The sequence below is a fragment of the Photobacterium kasasachensis genome (assembly GCF_050336885.1).
GTDB classification, from domain to species: domain Bacteria; phylum Pseudomonadota; class Gammaproteobacteria; order Enterobacterales; family Vibrionaceae; genus Photobacterium; species Photobacterium kasasachensis.
This window is the reverse complement of sequence record NZ_JAKJSH010000004.1, coordinates 895,274-910,861: the sequence shown is the minus strand read 5'-3', so window position 1 is coordinate 910,861 and position 15,588 is coordinate 895,274. Positions and strand designations below refer to the sequence as shown.

The following is a 15,588-nucleotide window of genomic DNA, read 5'->3' as shown; positions in this document are numbered from 1 at the left end:
TAAGGCTAGAGACATGACGGAAAATCTATTTCAACCATATGCACTGAACAACACGCTAACCCTTGAAAACCGTATTCTCATGGCACCGCTAACACGGTGTATGGCAGACGATGACTTAGTACCCACCCAGACAATGGCTGATTACTATGCCCGTAGGGCTGATACCGGATTAATCATTTCTGAGGCGACCATCATTCGTCCTGATGGTCAGGGATACCCAAATACCCCGGGTATTTTCTCTGCTGAGCAAATCGCTGGCTGGCAAAACGTAACCAGTGCGGTACATGCAAGAGGCGGAAAGATTTTCGCTCAGCTTTGGCATACAGGTCGTGTTGCACATCCTCATTTCTTTGGTGGCGAATACGTACTGGCACCTTCCGCCAAGAAAGTCGAAGGCAGCGTACCTCGCATGCGTGAGCTGACTTATACCGTACCAAAACCAGCAACAACGGAAGAAATCGACCAACTTGTTGCTGATTATGCCCAGGCAGCCGCCAACGCTATCGAGGCTGGCTTTGACGGGGTGGAAATTCACGGTGCCAATGGCTACCTGATCGATCAATTCCTTCATTACAGCAGTAACGATCGTGAAGATGAGTTTGGCGGCACGCCGGAAAATATGGCACGCTTCCCGCTTGCTGTTGTCGATGCGATTACCAAACGCATTGGTGCCGAGCGCACAGCATTACGTGTTTCACCGGGCGCCTACTTCAACATCGAAGGCGACGAACGTGATCGTCAGGTCTTTGATTATCTTCTTGCTGAATTAGAACAGCGTGAACTGGCCTTCCTTCACATCGGCATTTTCGATGACAGTATGGAATTTGACTACCTGGGCGGTACCGCATCCAGCTACGTACGTAAACAATACTCGAAAACCCTGGTTGGTGTAGGTAGCTATAGCGCCGAAACAGGCAGCGAGGCAATTAATGATAATAAATTCGACCTGCTGGCTATTGGCCGACCGCTGATTGCCAATCCTGACTATGTCGAGAAAGTGAGAAAAGGCCAGACTCTGGTTGACTATTCCGACGAAATGCTTGCCGAGTTGGTATAACCCAACGCTTAGCCTGAGTACCGGAGAGGCACCAGCCTCTCCGTTTCTTCCTGCTTCGCAAAAACTCAACCCGAAGCAACAACTAACGCTCTGCTATGCTTTGAAAGTGCCTTTCACTTTAGCCACATTTCTTTTGCAGGGGAGCTTTCATGGAACAATCACCCGACAGAATAATGACCCGGCTTGCCTACCTCGGGCTATTGCCTTTTATCATCAGCCTGCTTTGTATCTGGGCTGATAAAACAATGTTTGGCCTGAACGCCCAGAAGGTCTTTATTGCCTACAGTGCCGTGATACTGAGCTTTCTTGCCGGGATCCTCTGGGGAAATGCCATCGATCACATCAAACATAAGCTCAGTCGCAACGCGCTGATCCTCAGTATTCTATTTTCGCTGATTGCCTGGGGCGTACTGCTTCACTCTCCAGAGAGCTATGTGGTATCTATTCTGGTACTGCTGTTTGGCTTTGTCGCAGTCTGGTTTGCCGAAATGAAGATTCGCCAAATCGAAAAAGAAGGAAAGCCTGAAGGCTACCAGCCAATGCGCAACCGCCTGACAGGCATTGTTGCTGTGTTGCATTTGGTGGCAATGGCTAGCTGAATCGACAGGTTAGAAAGGTAGGTTTGCACTTATCGCGCAAACCTTTATAGGTGGATATTTACTATTAGCTATCGAGCTCGGAAATCCGCTTAAAACGAATCACCTCCAACGTTTGGGGGTGAATAACATGGACCTCATTCGGCGTATACTGCTTCACCACAATATGACCGCTTTTCGGCAGCACTTTCTTTGCCGAACCGACCACATGATGCGCCTTGAAGGCTTGACCAGTAATATTCAGCATCCCCGTCAGTGCACCCTCTGTGTCATCGTTGGCATTTGGGTTAATCGACAGAATAAACCCACCCATCTCGTTAACCTTCAAGATAAAATGGGAATTTTTGCTGCTATATCCTTCCCAGGTCCCCACTGGCATCGGTATATCCGCCAAGTTTGAATAGTGCTGGTATAAGTTTCTATGCTCTTCGCTTTCAGGGCGGTACTTGGAAGCGAAAAACTTATACTTGGGTTCGTCATAATCTGGCTCCGGCGCACTTTGAAGAATAAAAAAGCCCACTCCGCCCAACAATGCGATAGCAATCAAGAATTGAAAAAAACGAATCACCGCAGTTCCTTTTGATACCCGTTCAATACAACCAATCGTGGTTCATAATCCAAAAAAACACTACAGGTATTATTTCGGTTAAATGACAAATCTCTTGAGCCAGAAAATGATAAAACTTTTCATCGCTAGCTTCATAAAACTGACATAGAGTGCCACATCATCACCATCGATAGATATATGCAACTTAGAAACAACGACAAAACAGTGTGTCGTGTATCACTAATCACCATAAAAAATAAGCACTTCCACCCATGTTATCTATTCTTTAAAAGTCAAATCTATTACCCGATTACGGAGTGGCTCCACTCCGTAAGTAATAGAGTTCTCAATTCGACAAGATAAATGTAACAACATGTGAAGAAATTGATCTTAATCATGAATAGCGCCCAAAAGATACATCTAAAATACCACATTAAAGGTAACCACTTGGGTAACACTGCCCGGGAGTTCGTTGGTGAATACAATCAATCTAATAAATACCGCGATATTACGTGTGATCTTATTCTTTTCGCTTTTTGTCGGGGGAATCACACCGGCACATGCACTGTTTGTAAGCCCGCCCAAAGATCCCATCCCTCTTATCAAAGAAACCTTTCCTGACGCGACTCGTATTGAAGACAAACAGGGCGAGCCCCCGGTTTGGCAGGTCTACCGCGGTGATGAAGTTTTAGGCTATGCCTTTGAAACCAATGATATAGCAGAAATACCAGCCTACTCCGGCGAACCGGTCAACATGCTGGTAGCCATCGACCCCAACGGGGATTACCTGACAGCCAAGGTCCTCGAACATCACGAGCCAATTATCCTGGCCGGTATTCCGGAGCAAAAGCTATGGCGATTTGCCGATCAATACACCGGCTTGTCCGTCAAAGACAGAATCAAGGTCGGCGGTAACGAAAGCCAGGGCTATGTCGCTGTTGATGGTCTGTCCGGAGCAACTGTAACTGTGATGGTGATGAATGTGGCCATCACCAAGGCCGCAACAAAAGTGGCTCAGTCACTGGGCATTGTTAAGAAAGAACAAGGTATCATTCAGCCACCGTCCACCATACACCAAGATCAGTTTGAAAAAGCGAACTGGCTCCAACTAACCGGTGATGGTTCCATACGCAAACTCCACCTCACTAACGAAAAAATCGACGAGGCCTTTGTCGGTACCGATGCAGAGCATATTGATAATGCCCCTGCAGATGAAAAGCAGGAGATGTTTGCCGAAATCTACTACACACTGGCCGACGTACCGACCATCGGCCGCAACCTATTCGGTGATGCCGACTACGAGTGGTTAACCTCTTCCCTAAAACCCGGAGAGCATCTAGTCGCCGTACTGGGCAACGGCTATTCGTTCAAAGGCTCGGGTTATGTACGTGGCGGGATCTTCGATCGTATCCAAATCCACCAGGGCGAAAATGAAGTTTCATTTCGCGATCTCGACCACAATCGAGTTACCGATCTCTATATCGACGGTGCGCCATCATTCCAGGAAATGTCAGTCTTCAGGGTACAGGCGCACCATGAGCTTGATCCCGGTGCCAGTTGGCAGCTTGAGCTACTGGTCAGACGCCAGACTGGTCCGATCGACAGCATTTTTACCAGCTTCAAGGGCAGCTACGACATGTTGGAAAAATATGTCGACACTCCACCAGCTATTGTTCCCGAACCTGAGCTGTCACTCACCCAGCAGGTATGGAAAGAGCGCCAGGTCGAGGTGGTTATCCTGCTCGCGTTGCTAGGCGTACTACTGCTGATCTTGTTCTTCCAGGACATACTGGTACGCCACCCAACCTTTGTTCATAACCTTCGTCATGGCTTCCTGGCTGTCACCGTGGTATTTATTGGCTGGGCATGGAGCGGGCAGCTATCAGTCGTGAATGTGTTCACCTTCTTGCAGGCGCTTATGAGTGATTTCTCTTGGGATCTCTTCCTGCTTGATCCGATTATTTTCACCCTGTGGTGTGCCGCAGCCGTTACTGTTCTGCTGTGGGGTCGTGCAGTGTATTGTGGCTGGTTGTGCCCATTCGGGGCACTTCAGGAGCTAGTCAATCAGTTCGCCCGTCACTTCAGAATTCCGCAATTTGAACTACCTTATGCGGTTCATGAGCGCTTGTGGGCAATCAAATACCTGATCTTGTTAGTCCTGTTCGGGATCTCTCTCGACTCTCTGGCACTGGCCGAGCAATTCGCTGAAATCGAGCCTTTCAAAACAACCTTCTTACTGAAATTCGACCGGGAATGGCCATTCATTGCCTGGGCTGCATTTCTGATCCTAATTAACCTGATTAATCGCAAGCCCTTCTGTCGCTACCTATGCCCACTGGGTGCCGCCTTATCGGTTCCCAGCGGTATGCGCCTGTTCAGCTGGCTGAAACGTCGCCCTGACTGCGGTACGCCCTGTAAGACCTGTGCCAAGGAGTGTGAAATTCAGGCTATTCAGCCTGATGGGGAGATCAATATGCGCGAATGCCATTATTGCCTCGACTGCCAGATCACCTATTACAACGAAGAAAAATGCCCGCCGCTTAAGAAGCTGGCGCGCAAAAAACGACGGAACACTGAACTGGATATCCCCGTCACTGTTACCGACTAGAAACACCTAGATACCGAATAAGTTCCGAGTAAAAAGGAAACACAAGTAGAAGACAATCCATCAAGTACTGATGTCCCTACAACTATTAATAACCGTGGCGTGTAAAAAAACGGTATGGAGAGCCAACCATGAGTGACAACAAGAACAATGATCTGATAGAGCAACCTCATCAAGACACATTGCCAAACGAGGAAAGACGTAAATTTTTCGGCAAGACAGCCGCTATCGGACTAGGCGCAGCCGTTGCTCCGATGTCGGCAGCCATGTTTGCCTCAATGGCCCAGGCCAAGGCATCGGAAGCCGCAAACAGCCCGTTTATTCATCCGGGCGATCTGGATGAATACTATGGCTTCTGGAGTGGTGGTCACTCAGGTGAGGTACGTATTCTTGGCTTGCCTTCAATGCGTGAGCTAATGCGTATTCCGGTCTTTAACACTGACAGTGCTACCGGGTGGGGTCTCACCAACGAAAGTAAGCGAATCAAAGGTGACAGCGCCGATATGCTGGCCGGGGACTCCCACCACCCGCACATGAGTATGACGGACGGCCGCTATAACGGTAAATACGTTTTCATCAACGACAAAGCCAACAGTCGCGTTGCGCGCATCCGCTGTAATGTGATGAAAACGGATAAGATGCTAACTATTCCGAATGTCCAAGCTATCCACGGCCTGCGGGTACAGAAAGTACCTGAAACCAAGTACGTGATCTGTAACGGTGAGTTTGAAATCCCGATGAACAATGACGGTAAGGCGACACTGGAAGATGTCAGCACCTACCGCTCGCTGTTTAACGTGATAGATGCCGAGAAGATGGAGGTCGCTTTCCAGGTGATGGTCGACGGCAACCTCGACAATACCGATGCCGACTATGACGGTAAGTACTTCGCTTCAACATGCTATAACTCCGAAATGGGTATGACGCTGGGCGAAATGATCACCGCCGAACGTGACCACGTGGTCGTTTTCAATCTCGAACGTTGTGAAGCCGCACTCAAAGCTGGCGAGTTCAAAACCTACAACGGTAACGATGTACCGGTACTGGATGGCCGCAAAGGCTCCGAGCTGACCCGCTACATTCCGGTGCCTAAGTCCCCGCACGGACTCAATACGTCCTCTGACGGCAAATACTTCGTCGCCAACGGCAAGCTATCCCCGACCGTATCAGTGATTGCCATCAACAAACTCGATGACCTGTTTAGCGACAAGATCAAGCCGCGTGATGCTATCGTAGCCGAGCCTGAACTGGGCTTGGGCCCACTTCACACCGCCTTTGATAACCGTGGCAATGCCTACACCACCCTATTCCTCGATAGCCAGATTGCAAAATGGAACGTCGAAGATGCCATCAAGGCCTACAACGGCGAGAAGGTAAACTACATCCGCCAGAAGCTGGATGTGCACTATCAGCCGGGCCACAACCATACCTCTCAGGGTGAGACACGCGACGCCGATGGCAAATGGCTAATCTCTCTTTGTAAGTTCTCGAAAGACCGCTTCCTGCCAGTCGGCCCGCTGCGTCCAGAAAATGATCAGCTGATCGATATCTCCGGCGACGAGATGAAGCTGGTCCACGACGGACCGACCTATGCCGAACCGCATGACTGTATGATTGTTCACCGCAGCAAAGTCAAACCGCAGAAGCTGTGGACCCGTGATGATCCAATCTTCGCCGAGACACTGGCGATAGCCAAGAAAGACGGTGTCGATGTCATGACCCAGAACAAGGTGATCCGTGACGGCAACAAGGTACGAGTCTACATGACCTCGGTTGCACCGAACTTCGGGCTCACAGAGTTCAAGGTCAAGCTTGGCGACGAGGTCACCATGGTTGTCACCAACCTCGATATGGTTGAGGACGTCACGCACGGGTTCTGTATGACCAACCATGGTGTACAGATGGAAATTGGCCCACAGGCAACGGCTTCCGTTACCTTCATCGCCAACAAGCCGGGAGTTCAATGGTACTACTGTAACTGGTTCTGTCATGCGCTCCACATGGAAATGCGCGGCCGGATGCTGGTTGAAGCCTGATCGGCGAAGACGGTTAGCATCAAGGGCTAACCAAACTGATAAAGTGCCGGCCAGTCCGGCACTTTATTCCCATCCCCAGGAAATTAAGCTGCCGATGATAAAACCGATAATTACACTGATAACCCTGGCCTTATTTCAGCCTGTCGCATTGGCCAAAACACTACAGGTCAACGTTGACGATAACCTGCAGGCCATCCTGGACTCCGCCTCAAAAGGCGATGTCGTCTCACTCGATGCTGGTGAATATCAAGGTAATTTCATTCTTCGTCAGGCTATTACCCTCACAGGGAACAATGTTGCCACAATTAACGCAGGCGGCAAGGGCCATGCCCTGCTACTCAAAAGCTCGGATATCGTGATTGAAGATCTCACCATCATTAACTGGGGCAGCGACTTAACGGCACAAAATGCCGGTATCTATTCTGATAAAAAAGCCAACAACCTGATTATTCGCAACAACAAACTACAGGGAGACGGCTTCGGCATCTGGCTGCAGAGCGGAAAACATATCAAAGTCAAAGGCAACGAGGTGGAAGGCAACCCCGCCCTTCGTTCAGCCGACAGAGGCAACGGCATTCAGCTGTCAAAGGTGGAAGATGTCGAAGTCACCGGCAACACCGTCAGCAAGACCCGCGATGGCCTGTATATTATCGCCAGTCAGTACAATGTTTTAAAAAACAATACCATGCATGACCTTCGCTACGGGATCCACTATATGTACTCCCACAGCAACGAAGTGCTGGATAACCTAGCCTACAACACCCGCGCCGGCTACGCCCTGATGAGCTCGCGCAAGCTGACTGTACGGGGCAACGAAACCCGTGACAGCGAAGATTACGGCTTTTTGATGAATTTCATTACCTATTCCGATATCAGTCACAACCGCATTTCCAATGTCTGGACCAAGCCAGAAAACAAAGTCATGGGCCGCGACGGCAAAGGGCTGTTTGTCTACAACTCTGGCTATAACACAATCAGCTACAACACTATCGATACCGCCGAGATTGGCATTCACCTCACGGCCGGGTCGGAGAACGTCAAGGTCTTCGGCAATAGCTTCATCAACAACCCGGTGCAGGTGAAATATGTCTCTAACCGCGAGCAGGAATGGAGTCAGGAAGGTATCGGTAATTTCTGGAGTAACTACCTTGGCTGGGACTTAGATAACAACGGCCGCGGGGATACCCCTTTTGAGCCCAACGACGGCATCGACAAGCTTATCTGGCAGTATCCCGAAGCCAAGGTTCTTCTTGATAGCCCAGCCATTCTGATGCTGCGCTGGATCCAAAAACAATTTCCAGTACTCAAACCCGCCGGTGTAAGAGACAGCTTTCCGCTGATGACCGTACCATCAGCCTCAGACGGCACACTGATCAGCCAGCCGCAATCAACCGAAACCATGCCGCCGATTCCAGACCAAACTGCGGGGTAACAGGATTTCTATGACGACATCTAACAAAGCAACCGCTCCAATTGTGTCTTTGCGTAATACAGGCAAGCACTACCAGCAAGTTGAAGCGCTTAACAATATCAATCTGGAGCTAGATCCCGGTGAAGTACTCGGTCTATTTGGCCATAACGGTGCCGGTAAAACGACCATGATGAAGCTGATCCTCGGTGTCATCGAGGCAAGCCATGGCGAAGTGCAGGTCTTTGGTATCGATCCGCAATCCAAGCAAGCTTGGCACAGCAGACGCCAAATTGGCTACCTGCCGGAAAATGTCAGCTTCTATGATCACCTGACCGGGCTTGAAGTACTCACCTACTTTTCGCGACTCAAGTCGGTGAACAAGAAACAGATCACCGCCCTGCTGGACCAGGTCGGGCTTACAGCCGCCATGAAACGCAAGGTAAAAACCTACTCCAAAGGTATGCGTCAGCGACTGGGGTTGGCACAGGCCTTCTTGGGCGAACCGAAACTGCTGCTGCTCGATGAGCCCACTGTCGGTCTCGATCCGATTGCGACAAAAGAGTTCTATCAAACCGTCGATGCACTGAAAAGCAACGGGGCCAGTATCATCCTTTGCTCGCATATTCTGCCGGGCGTCGAGCAGCATATCGACCGGGCGATGATTTTATCGGGCGGCCAGCAACGGGCTATGGGCACATTGACGCAGCTACGCGAACAAGCCAACCTGCCAGTTGCGATCCACACTCAGGGACTTGACAGAGCGCTGCAGGATGACCCTTTCCTCAGCCCATACCGAGCCGGAAATAATCGGTTAAACGTGCCCGAGAGCGACAAGCTGACCGTGATCCGTAAACTACTCGAATACAACCAGATTGCCGACCTGCAAATCGAACCAGCCAACCTCGACCAGCTTTACCAGTATTACCTCAACGATGACATGTGTTATGGCTCTTCAGTTTCCGACCACAAAGAAGTACCCGATCAATCGGCCACAACAACCAACTCGGAGGCCATTAGCTCATGAATCCTGTTTTTGCCGTTGCAATTAAAGAGTTTCAGGACGGCCTGCGAAATCGCTGGCTGATCTCTATTACCCTGATCTTTGCTGTCCTCTCATTAGGGCTAAGCTATTACGGCTCGGTCGCTTCCGGGCAGCTAGGCGTCGCTTCCTTGTCTTCGACCATCGCCAGCCTGTCCAGCCTTGCGGTCTTTTTGATCCCGCTCATCGCACTGCTGCTCAGTTACGACAGCTTTGTCGGCGAGCAGGAATCCGGCACCCTGCTGTTGCTGCTGACCTACCCTATCAGCCATGTTCAATTGCTGATCGGAAAGTTCCTGGGTCAGGGCGCCATCATTTCACTGGCTACTGGTCTTGGCTTTGGCAGCGCCGCCTTGTTACTTGCCATCCAGTCTGACTGGATGGCTGTTGTCCCAGCTTTCGGCCTGTTCATCCTTACGGCAACCCTGCTTGGCCTTTGTTTCATCGCCATAGCCTATGTGATTAGCCTAGCGGTGTCGGAAAAATCCAAAGCAGCAGGTATTGCTCTGATGATCTGGTTTTTCTTTGTCCTGGTATTCGATCTGGCCCTACTGGCCATTTTGGTTGGAGTGGAAGAAGGGCTATCGCAGCAACACCTGGTCCAGTTGATGATGTTCAACCCGACGGATTTATTCCGGCTCATCAACCTCGCGGCTCTAAACACTGAGGATGTAAACGGTGTACTGGCTGTTGCCATCGACCAAAGCAATTCTCCCGCCAGCATGCTCTTACTCATGCTCGGCTGGGTGGTCACACCGCTGGTTGTCGCCGCCCTGGTCTTTAAAAAGAAAAAGCTATAAAGCAAATAACTCAAAAATAATTAAGCATTTAACGATTGAATCAGTAAGGAAACAAACATGCGTACTTTATCCCCTCTAAAAACTGTCAGTGTTGCTCTAATGCTTGCATTGGGCGTAGCCTGCAGCGAGCAAGAATCGGCGGATCAAGCTATGGTGCGACAAGCCGTGGCAATCGAGCAAGCTGATGAGTGCCACCTGTGTGGCATGATCATCAGCAACTTCCCGGGGCCGAAGGGGGAGAACTTCAGCAAGTCTTCCGAAACCGTGAATAAGTTCTGCTCGACCCGAGATCTGTTCAGCTTTGTTCTGCAGCCGGAAAACAAGCGTCAGGTCAAAGAGATCTATGTTCATGATATGAGCAAGACACCTTGGCAGCGTCCGGAAGATGAGTACTTTATCGATGCCCGCGAGGCCTGGTTTGTGATCGGCTCTGAGAAAAAAGGGGCTATGGGCAAAACACTGGCCAGCTTTGCCCAGAAATCTGATGCCGAAGTGTTCATCAAAGAGTTCGGCGGCCAGCTATATCGCTTTGACGAGATCACGATTGATGTCCTTTAACCCCAGCCAACCGCAATAGCCTACTGAAACAAGCCCGAAAACCACCGGGCTTGTATACCCTCTCATTACTGCGTTTGCAGATCTATTGATACCGTTCATACTTTTTATACATTCCTAAAATAACAATGAAAAACGCAGGCAGGAAGCATCAGCCACCAACTGAAGATGAGGTAACCACCATGTGCGGACGATTCAGTGTGTCAGGCGGGATGTTCAGCGAAATAGTCAGCGAAGAAATCGGCTGCGTGTTTAAAGCCGAGGAAAACCTCGACCTTCGTCCTAGCCAGACCGTATCAACAATTATCTATGTGCAGGGTTCGGTAGAACAGCAGGACGTCCACTGGGGGATCCACCCAAACTGGGCCAAAAAGCAAATCATTAATGCGCAGGCCGAAACGGTCAATGAGAAAAAAACCTTTCACCATGCGATGCAAAACCACCGCTGCCTCATTCCCTGCAGCGGTTGGTTTGAATGGCATGACGAGGGAGCACCTCGCAAGCAGAAGTACCTGTTTAGTCATCAAGACGAACGACCATTTTATATGGCCGGGATCTGGTTTCCGGGCGATACTCCGCAACTGGTCACGCTGACAACAGCTGCCAATGAGATCTGCCGTCCCTACCATGACCGCATGCCGGTACTGATCCCGACCAAATCTGCCTGGAAGTGGCTGGAAGACAACATTACGGCCATCACACCGCTGCTTAAAGTCAATAACAAGCTCCCTATCACGGTGACCGCAGTTCACTAATCAGGGCTTTGAGCCGGGAGCGGTTAAGGTGGCTAAACCTCAAACTGAATATAGTTCATCATCAAATCGACATCATTCTGTAGTGAAAGCGTCTAGCCATTACCGACGACACTTGATACCGCTGAAGTCCAAAAGCCCAGTGCCGCCGTATTTTCGACCAGAACCCGGATCTGCCACCGCCCCGGAAAGCGTTCGAGTACAGATTTAAGGGCCAGCTTACCGACACCCTGCCCTTTAAATTTCCGTAACACAAAAAACTGCCCCAATCATAGATAGCGGGTTGGGATGGGTATCTTCGTACCAACGCAAAACCGGCCAGTTCACTGTCAACATAAATGAAATAGGGGTAATGAGAAACTTCCATATTTCTTCGGGTCCAAACAGTGGTTAAGATATTTGAATGCACCTCGCAGTTTTGATTTAAAGGTCATCTATGCCTTAATACAAATACATTTGTGCCCAGACAGTTTACTACACTTCACATTGTCCCCGTCAATGTGAGGGTATTCCCTATGAAACCTGTTCTCTTTTTAGTTCACGGTATGGGGAACCATACCGAGACTTCGTTTAAAACCGAAGTCGTTACATCGCTCAATGCAGCCTTGTCCTATTACCCCAACCCAGATACCACCAATATCGAATCGGCCTTTGACGTTATTGTTTTTTCCTACAATGATATTTTCGAAGACTATCTTGAAAAGCTAAAAAGCGAGTTTGGCGATATTGTTACCGCCGCCAGCTCAATGCCAGAACTCACAAATATTAATGAACTGATTGATTTCAAAGATGACCTAAAATCAGTTAGCGAAAAAGTCCTCTTCACTACCCATTGGCTTGATGTAGTACTGTATCGCTTTACCATGCTTGGCGAAGCTATCCGGGCCCGTTTCACCAGCCAGCTGTGCCAACTTATTCGTAGCCGGGGATCCAGCAATGTTCATATCATAGCCCACTCGCTCGGCACCGCAGTTACGCTTGATTCCCTGAGCATTCTCTATGACAAAAATCTGCTTATCGACCCTTCCGATGGCAAACTGAACCCCATCACCAACCGGCTGGGCAGCGTGACATATCTGGCCAATGTCGCCAAAGTACTTGAAGGGGTTGTTCCGGTAGACCAGACTGTCGTCAATCCTTCGGATACGGGTTGCTCAAGCCTTGTCTTTAACATCAACCACAAGCTTGATCCCTTCACTATGGTGCGCCCTTACAAGCCAATCGGCCCGCTTTGGACGCAATTAACCAATATCGATGACAAACTTGAACATTTAGCCACCAAGTTCCCGCATGATGTCGGCAACTACCTCAAAAACCCCGTCGTCAATCAACCCTTATTCGAAGTGTATTTCAATAGCCCAAGCTACAGTGACGGCATCGACATTGCCCTGCGCCAGTTCAAAGCCAATAACAAGCTCGTTGCCGCCAGTGAAGAAGTGATTCAGCTTATTGAGGCACTCAAACAGCCCGGGGGCAACGACTGGCAACGCTTCTATTCCGCCTTTAAAACAGTCTACCCATTAATCAAGGAGTAACCACATGTCCAGATGGTTATTGTATGTTGCTCTTCTCTACGGTGTCGGAATTACTGGCGCCTCAGCACAGACAGAGCAAGAATATTGCGACGGCCTAACAACACATCATCAAAATACGCAAAAAGTCGTTCCTCACCAGTTAATGCCTTTTGCCAATGAGATGATGGCCATACAACAAAATTACTGCATTGAATTTTACACTCAGCAGGCACTGAATAATGAGGACTATGCCGGTATCAATAACATGTTGATCCGCGCAATCGAAAAACAAGAACCTGTCCTCATCAGTAATTCAGACTTGGATAAGAATAGTTTTAATCGCTACATCAAGCTGTTAAAAAGTCAGCCTTACCTTCCCCCTCAACAAAAACCACTCTACGTTGGCAACCAAGAGCTTCCTGACGGTTACTACGATACAAGCAGGACCATCTTATTATGTAATAAGAACAATTCGGACTGTAAGACATTCATGACGAACTTTTTCCAGCTGCTAAGCCACTCCCACAAGCTTCTAACACTACAAGACGTGGATGCCGCTACACGTATTCATACCAATGCCAGCAAGCAGTGGGATCAATTTCTGGAAGACAGCCTGGTCCAGATGCCCTGGGAGCTGTGGTTCAATAGCAGCCGACTGTACTCACAACGGCAGTCCTCAGATAACCCGCAACTTTTACTGCCGCCAAGCTATCAGTATATTTTCCTAAGACCCGGTCTGGTCTATGATTTTGTCAGCAATGCCGAAGACGGCAGCCAGAACAAAGCCACCTTGATGCTGGAAGGTATTGGTATTGATGCCTGGGATCGCAAGCAGTGGTATATCCCGTCAGGAGCCTCCGTTGTCGGACTGTACACTGATCGTGATGGTGTAGATGATCTTGGGTGGGGAGTAGCGCTCAGATTCAAGACCCAATTCATGCTCGGAGCTTCCTTCTACGGCAGCGATAGTGGTGTCTTTCTGTCGGTCGACTTGCTCGAACTGTTCAGAGACAAAAAGGAAACCTTCAAGCAATACAAGTCAGCCTTCTATGAGGCACAAAGTGAACTCAACCTCTAAACTCAGCCGGGAGTGTTAGCACTCCCGCAGCGAGTCAATAGCGATCAGCCATCCAAACTGACGCTATTGATGATCAGCTCCCGCAGCCAGCGGTGGCTGGGGTCGAGATCAAAATGCTTGTGCCACAGCAAGACATAGGCGCCCGGTTCAACCGCAACAGGAACATCAAGCGTCAACAACTCAAAATGCCGGACCATCTTTGACGCATACCGGGCAGGCGCACACAGAATGAGGTCACTCTGCTCACACAAGCTCATCGCGCTATAGAAATCAGTCATATTGACAGCGATATCACGCTTCTGGTGCTGAAGGCCGAGTACCTCATCCAGCAACCACTGCTCAATGCCGCCAAACGTAACCTGAAGGTGACGATATTTCAGAAAAGTCTCCAAATCCCACTTTTCTTTCAGCAGTGGGTGATCCTTTCTGATTAAACAAACAGGGTAATCCCGCACCAGCTCGACATAATTCAGTTCGGCAGGCAGCGTATTGATATGCACCTGAGAACGTTCATCCCACTCCCGGCTACAAATTGCCATATCAATATCGCAACGGAGCAACTTAGCGATACTCTCTTGATTCCAAGTCTGGCTGTTGAGCGTGATATTCGGTGCCTTGACCAAAAGCTCTGGCATAAAAAACGGGTAAGTGAGCGAATAGGCCGTTTCAACCAAATCAATCCGAAACTGCCGCTGGCTGAGCGACGGTTCAAACGTGCTCGGACGGGTAAACTGCTCGAGCTGTTGCAACACTTGGCGTAACTGCGGGGCCAGTTGCATTGCACGCGGCGTCGCTCTCAACCCGTGAGCAGTGCGTTCGAACAGGGGATCATCAAAAGTTTCTCGCAACTTTGCCAATTGCTTGCTGACCGCCGACTGGCTAAGGTGCAACCGTGATGCTGCCGCTGTGACGCTTTGTTCTTCAAGCAACACTTCAAGCACTCGCAGTAAGTTATAGTCAAAATGATTCAAGCGCTAACCACCATCTAGCCAATAAGCATTAATCTTATTCTACTTCAATATGTTATACCCAAGCTACCTCAAGATGCAGGATTCAGAGTGAGACCAGCGAGCTCAGTTCAAGGAAAATGACGGTAGGAATGGCTATTCCCTTTCAACGTTATTTGACACAGAAATGGGTTCGCTGGCTCACTCCCAAAGGGCGAGTTTACTTGGCTTCTATGCGTTGTTACCGATTATTAATTTAGAACCACTAGATTTTCTAATCGGTGCCTAGCCTACAAGCCAAGTAATTCTCGCTGAAACGAGCATCTTGAGGTAGTTTGGGTATATACGAGGCTTTGAAGATTATTTACTTCAATCTAAATTCTGACTCTAGGATCCGGCCAAATTCAATAAGGCGGAGTATAAAACCTCAAATTAAGTTGAGGTCAATAAGAAATGTCTTATCGCTCGCAAAAAGCACCGATAACGTTATGCAAGCTTGAGGGACAGGCTCTCTCGCACTACAATGCGGCTTATCGATTAATCAATTAAGACAAGGAGGACTTATTATGATTCTGTGTGACATTCACCTCGCACAATTTTATGGTATTCAGAATCACTCAAGTTTTTGCGATATCGTGCTGCGATAACCTC

Annotated in this window: 14 protein-coding genes; 11 read left to right on the top strand and 3 right to left on the bottom strand. The window is 49.2% G+C overall.

What is annotated here, in order from left to right:
- The first annotated feature begins 13 nt into the window (after window positions 1–13).
- Window positions 14–1,057, top strand: coding sequence for an alkene reductase (locus tag L4D19_RS03790; protein ID WP_428451269.1), 1,044 nt, complete (start codon window positions 14–16; stop codon window positions 1,055–1,057).
- 149 nt (window positions 1,058–1,206) lie between these two features.
- The gene (locus L4D19_RS03785; RefSeq protein ID WP_428451268.1) at window positions 1,207–1,656 is read left to right on the top strand and encodes a DUF3429 domain-containing protein; all 450 of its coding nucleotides are present in this window, start codon (window positions 1,207–1,209) and stop codon (window positions 1,654–1,656) included.
- Window positions 1,657–1,720: 64 nt separating this feature from the next.
- Here the strand turns inward: L4D19_RS03785 and L4D19_RS03780 are convergent, their stop codons facing one another.
- Complete coding sequence (locus L4D19_RS03780) at window positions 1,721–2,221, bottom strand: hypothetical protein (RefSeq protein ID WP_428451267.1); 501 nt, start codon at window positions 2,219–2,221, stop codon at window positions 1,721–1,723.
- A 454-nt stretch (window positions 2,222–2,675) separates the two neighbouring features.
- Between L4D19_RS03780 and nosR the strand changes: the two genes are divergently transcribed.
- The 7 genes from nosR (at window position 2,676) to L4D19_RS03745 (ending at window position 11,401) form a co-directional block, all read left to right on the top strand.
- Window positions 2,676–4,808, top strand: coding sequence for a transcriptional regulator NosR (gene nosR, locus L4D19_RS03775; protein WP_428451266.1), 2,133 nt, complete (start codon window positions 2,676–2,678; stop codon window positions 4,806–4,808).
- Window positions 4,809–4,936: 128 nt separating this feature from the next.
- Window positions 4,937–6,841 (top strand): TAT-dependent nitrous-oxide reductase, encoded by a 1,905-nt coding sequence (gene nosZ / locus L4D19_RS03770; protein WP_428451265.1) that lies wholly within the window; start codon window positions 4,937–4,939, stop codon window positions 6,839–6,841.
- Between the two features lie 94 nt (window positions 6,842–6,935).
- Entirely contained in the window at window positions 6,936–8,273 is a 1,338-nt protein-coding gene (locus L4D19_RS03765) for a nitrous oxide reductase family maturation protein NosD (protein ID WP_428451264.1), read from the top strand.
- A 10-nt stretch (window positions 8,274–8,283) separates the two neighbouring features.
- The gene (locus tag L4D19_RS03760) at window positions 8,284–9,276 is read left to right on the top strand and encodes an ABC transporter ATP-binding protein (protein WP_428451263.1); all 993 of its coding nucleotides are present in this window, start codon (window positions 8,284–8,286) and stop codon (window positions 9,274–9,276) included.
- The gene (locus L4D19_RS03755) at window positions 9,273–10,091 is read left to right on the top strand and encodes an ABC transporter permease (RefSeq protein ID WP_428451262.1); all 819 of its coding nucleotides are present in this window, start codon (window positions 9,273–9,275) and stop codon (window positions 10,089–10,091) included. The genes L4D19_RS03760 and L4D19_RS03755 overlap by 4 nt, the downstream gene beginning before the upstream one ends.
- A 57-nt stretch (window positions 10,092–10,148) precedes the next feature.
- Window positions 10,149–10,649, top strand: a complete 501-nt coding sequence (locus L4D19_RS03750; protein WP_428451261.1) for a nitrous oxide reductase accessory protein NosL — start codon at window positions 10,149–10,151, stop codon at window positions 10,647–10,649.
- 125 nt (window positions 10,650–10,774) lie between these two features.
- Window positions 10,775–11,401: an SOS response-associated peptidase gene (locus L4D19_RS03745; protein WP_428451260.1), complete on the top strand. Its 627-nt coding sequence runs from the start codon at window positions 10,775–10,777 to the stop codon at window positions 11,399–11,401.
- A 92-nt stretch (window positions 11,402–11,493) separates the two neighbouring features.
- Here L4D19_RS03745 and L4D19_RS03740 read toward each other — a convergent pair whose 3' ends face one another.
- Window positions 11,494–11,652: a hypothetical protein gene (locus tag L4D19_RS03740; protein WP_428451259.1), complete on the bottom strand. Its 159-nt coding sequence runs from the start codon at window positions 11,650–11,652 to the stop codon at window positions 11,494–11,496.
- A 261-nt stretch (window positions 11,653–11,913) separates the two neighbouring features.
- Between L4D19_RS03740 and L4D19_RS03735 the strand changes: the two genes are divergently transcribed.
- Window positions 11,914–12,933: a hypothetical protein gene (locus tag L4D19_RS03735; RefSeq protein ID WP_428451258.1), complete on the top strand. Its 1,020-nt coding sequence runs from the start codon at window positions 11,914–11,916 to the stop codon at window positions 12,931–12,933.
- Window positions 12,934–12,937: 4 nt separating this feature from the next.
- Window positions 12,938–13,990 carry a hypothetical protein gene (locus L4D19_RS03730; RefSeq protein ID WP_428451257.1) on the top strand — a complete coding sequence of 351 codons (1,053 nt, stop codon included), beginning with the start codon at window positions 12,938–12,940 and terminating at the stop codon, window positions 13,988–13,990.
- Between the two features lie 44 nt (window positions 13,991–14,034).
- Here L4D19_RS03730 and L4D19_RS03725 read toward each other — a convergent pair whose 3' ends face one another.
- A complete protein-coding gene (locus L4D19_RS03725) occupies window positions 14,035–14,961 on the bottom strand; it encodes a LysR family transcriptional regulator (RefSeq protein WP_428451256.1) in 927 nt (308 codons plus the stop codon).
- Window positions 14,962–15,588: the final 627 nt, after the last annotated feature.

What these genes read in the sequence shown, in the direction of transcription:
- L4D19_RS03790 (WP_428451269.1), top strand. Translation starts at nt 14, where the DNA reads ATGACGGAAAATCTATTTCAACCATATGCACTGAACAACACGCTAACC.
- L4D19_RS03785 (WP_428451268.1), top strand. Translation starts at nt 1,207, where the DNA reads ATGGAACAATCACCCGACAGAATAATGACCCGGCTTGCCTACCTCGGG.
- nosZ (WP_428451265.1), top strand. Translation starts at nt 4,937, where the DNA reads ATGAGTGACAACAAGAACAATGATCTGATAGAGCAACCTCATCAAGAC.
- L4D19_RS03765 (WP_428451264.1), top strand. Translation starts at nt 6,936, where the DNA reads ATGATAAAACCGATAATTACACTGATAACCCTGGCCTTATTTCAGCCT.
- L4D19_RS03760 (WP_428451263.1), top strand. Translation starts at nt 8,284, where the DNA reads ATGACGACATCTAACAAAGCAACCGCTCCAATTGTGTCTTTGCGTAAT.
- L4D19_RS03755 (WP_428451262.1), top strand. Translation starts at nt 9,273, where the DNA reads ATGAATCCTGTTTTTGCCGTTGCAATTAAAGAGTTTCAGGACGGCCTG.
- L4D19_RS03750 (WP_428451261.1), top strand. Translation starts at nt 10,149, where the DNA reads ATGCGTACTTTATCCCCTCTAAAAACTGTCAGTGTTGCTCTAATGCTT.
- L4D19_RS03745 (WP_428451260.1), top strand. Translation starts at nt 10,775, where the DNA reads ATGAAAAACGCAGGCAGGAAGCATCAGCCACCAACTGAAGATGAGGTA.
- L4D19_RS03735 (WP_428451258.1), top strand. Translation starts at nt 11,914, where the DNA reads ATGAAACCTGTTCTCTTTTTAGTTCACGGTATGGGGAACCATACCGAG.
- L4D19_RS03730 (WP_428451257.1), top strand. Translation starts at nt 12,938, where the DNA reads ATGTCCAGATGGTTATTGTATGTTGCTCTTCTCTACGGTGTCGGAATT.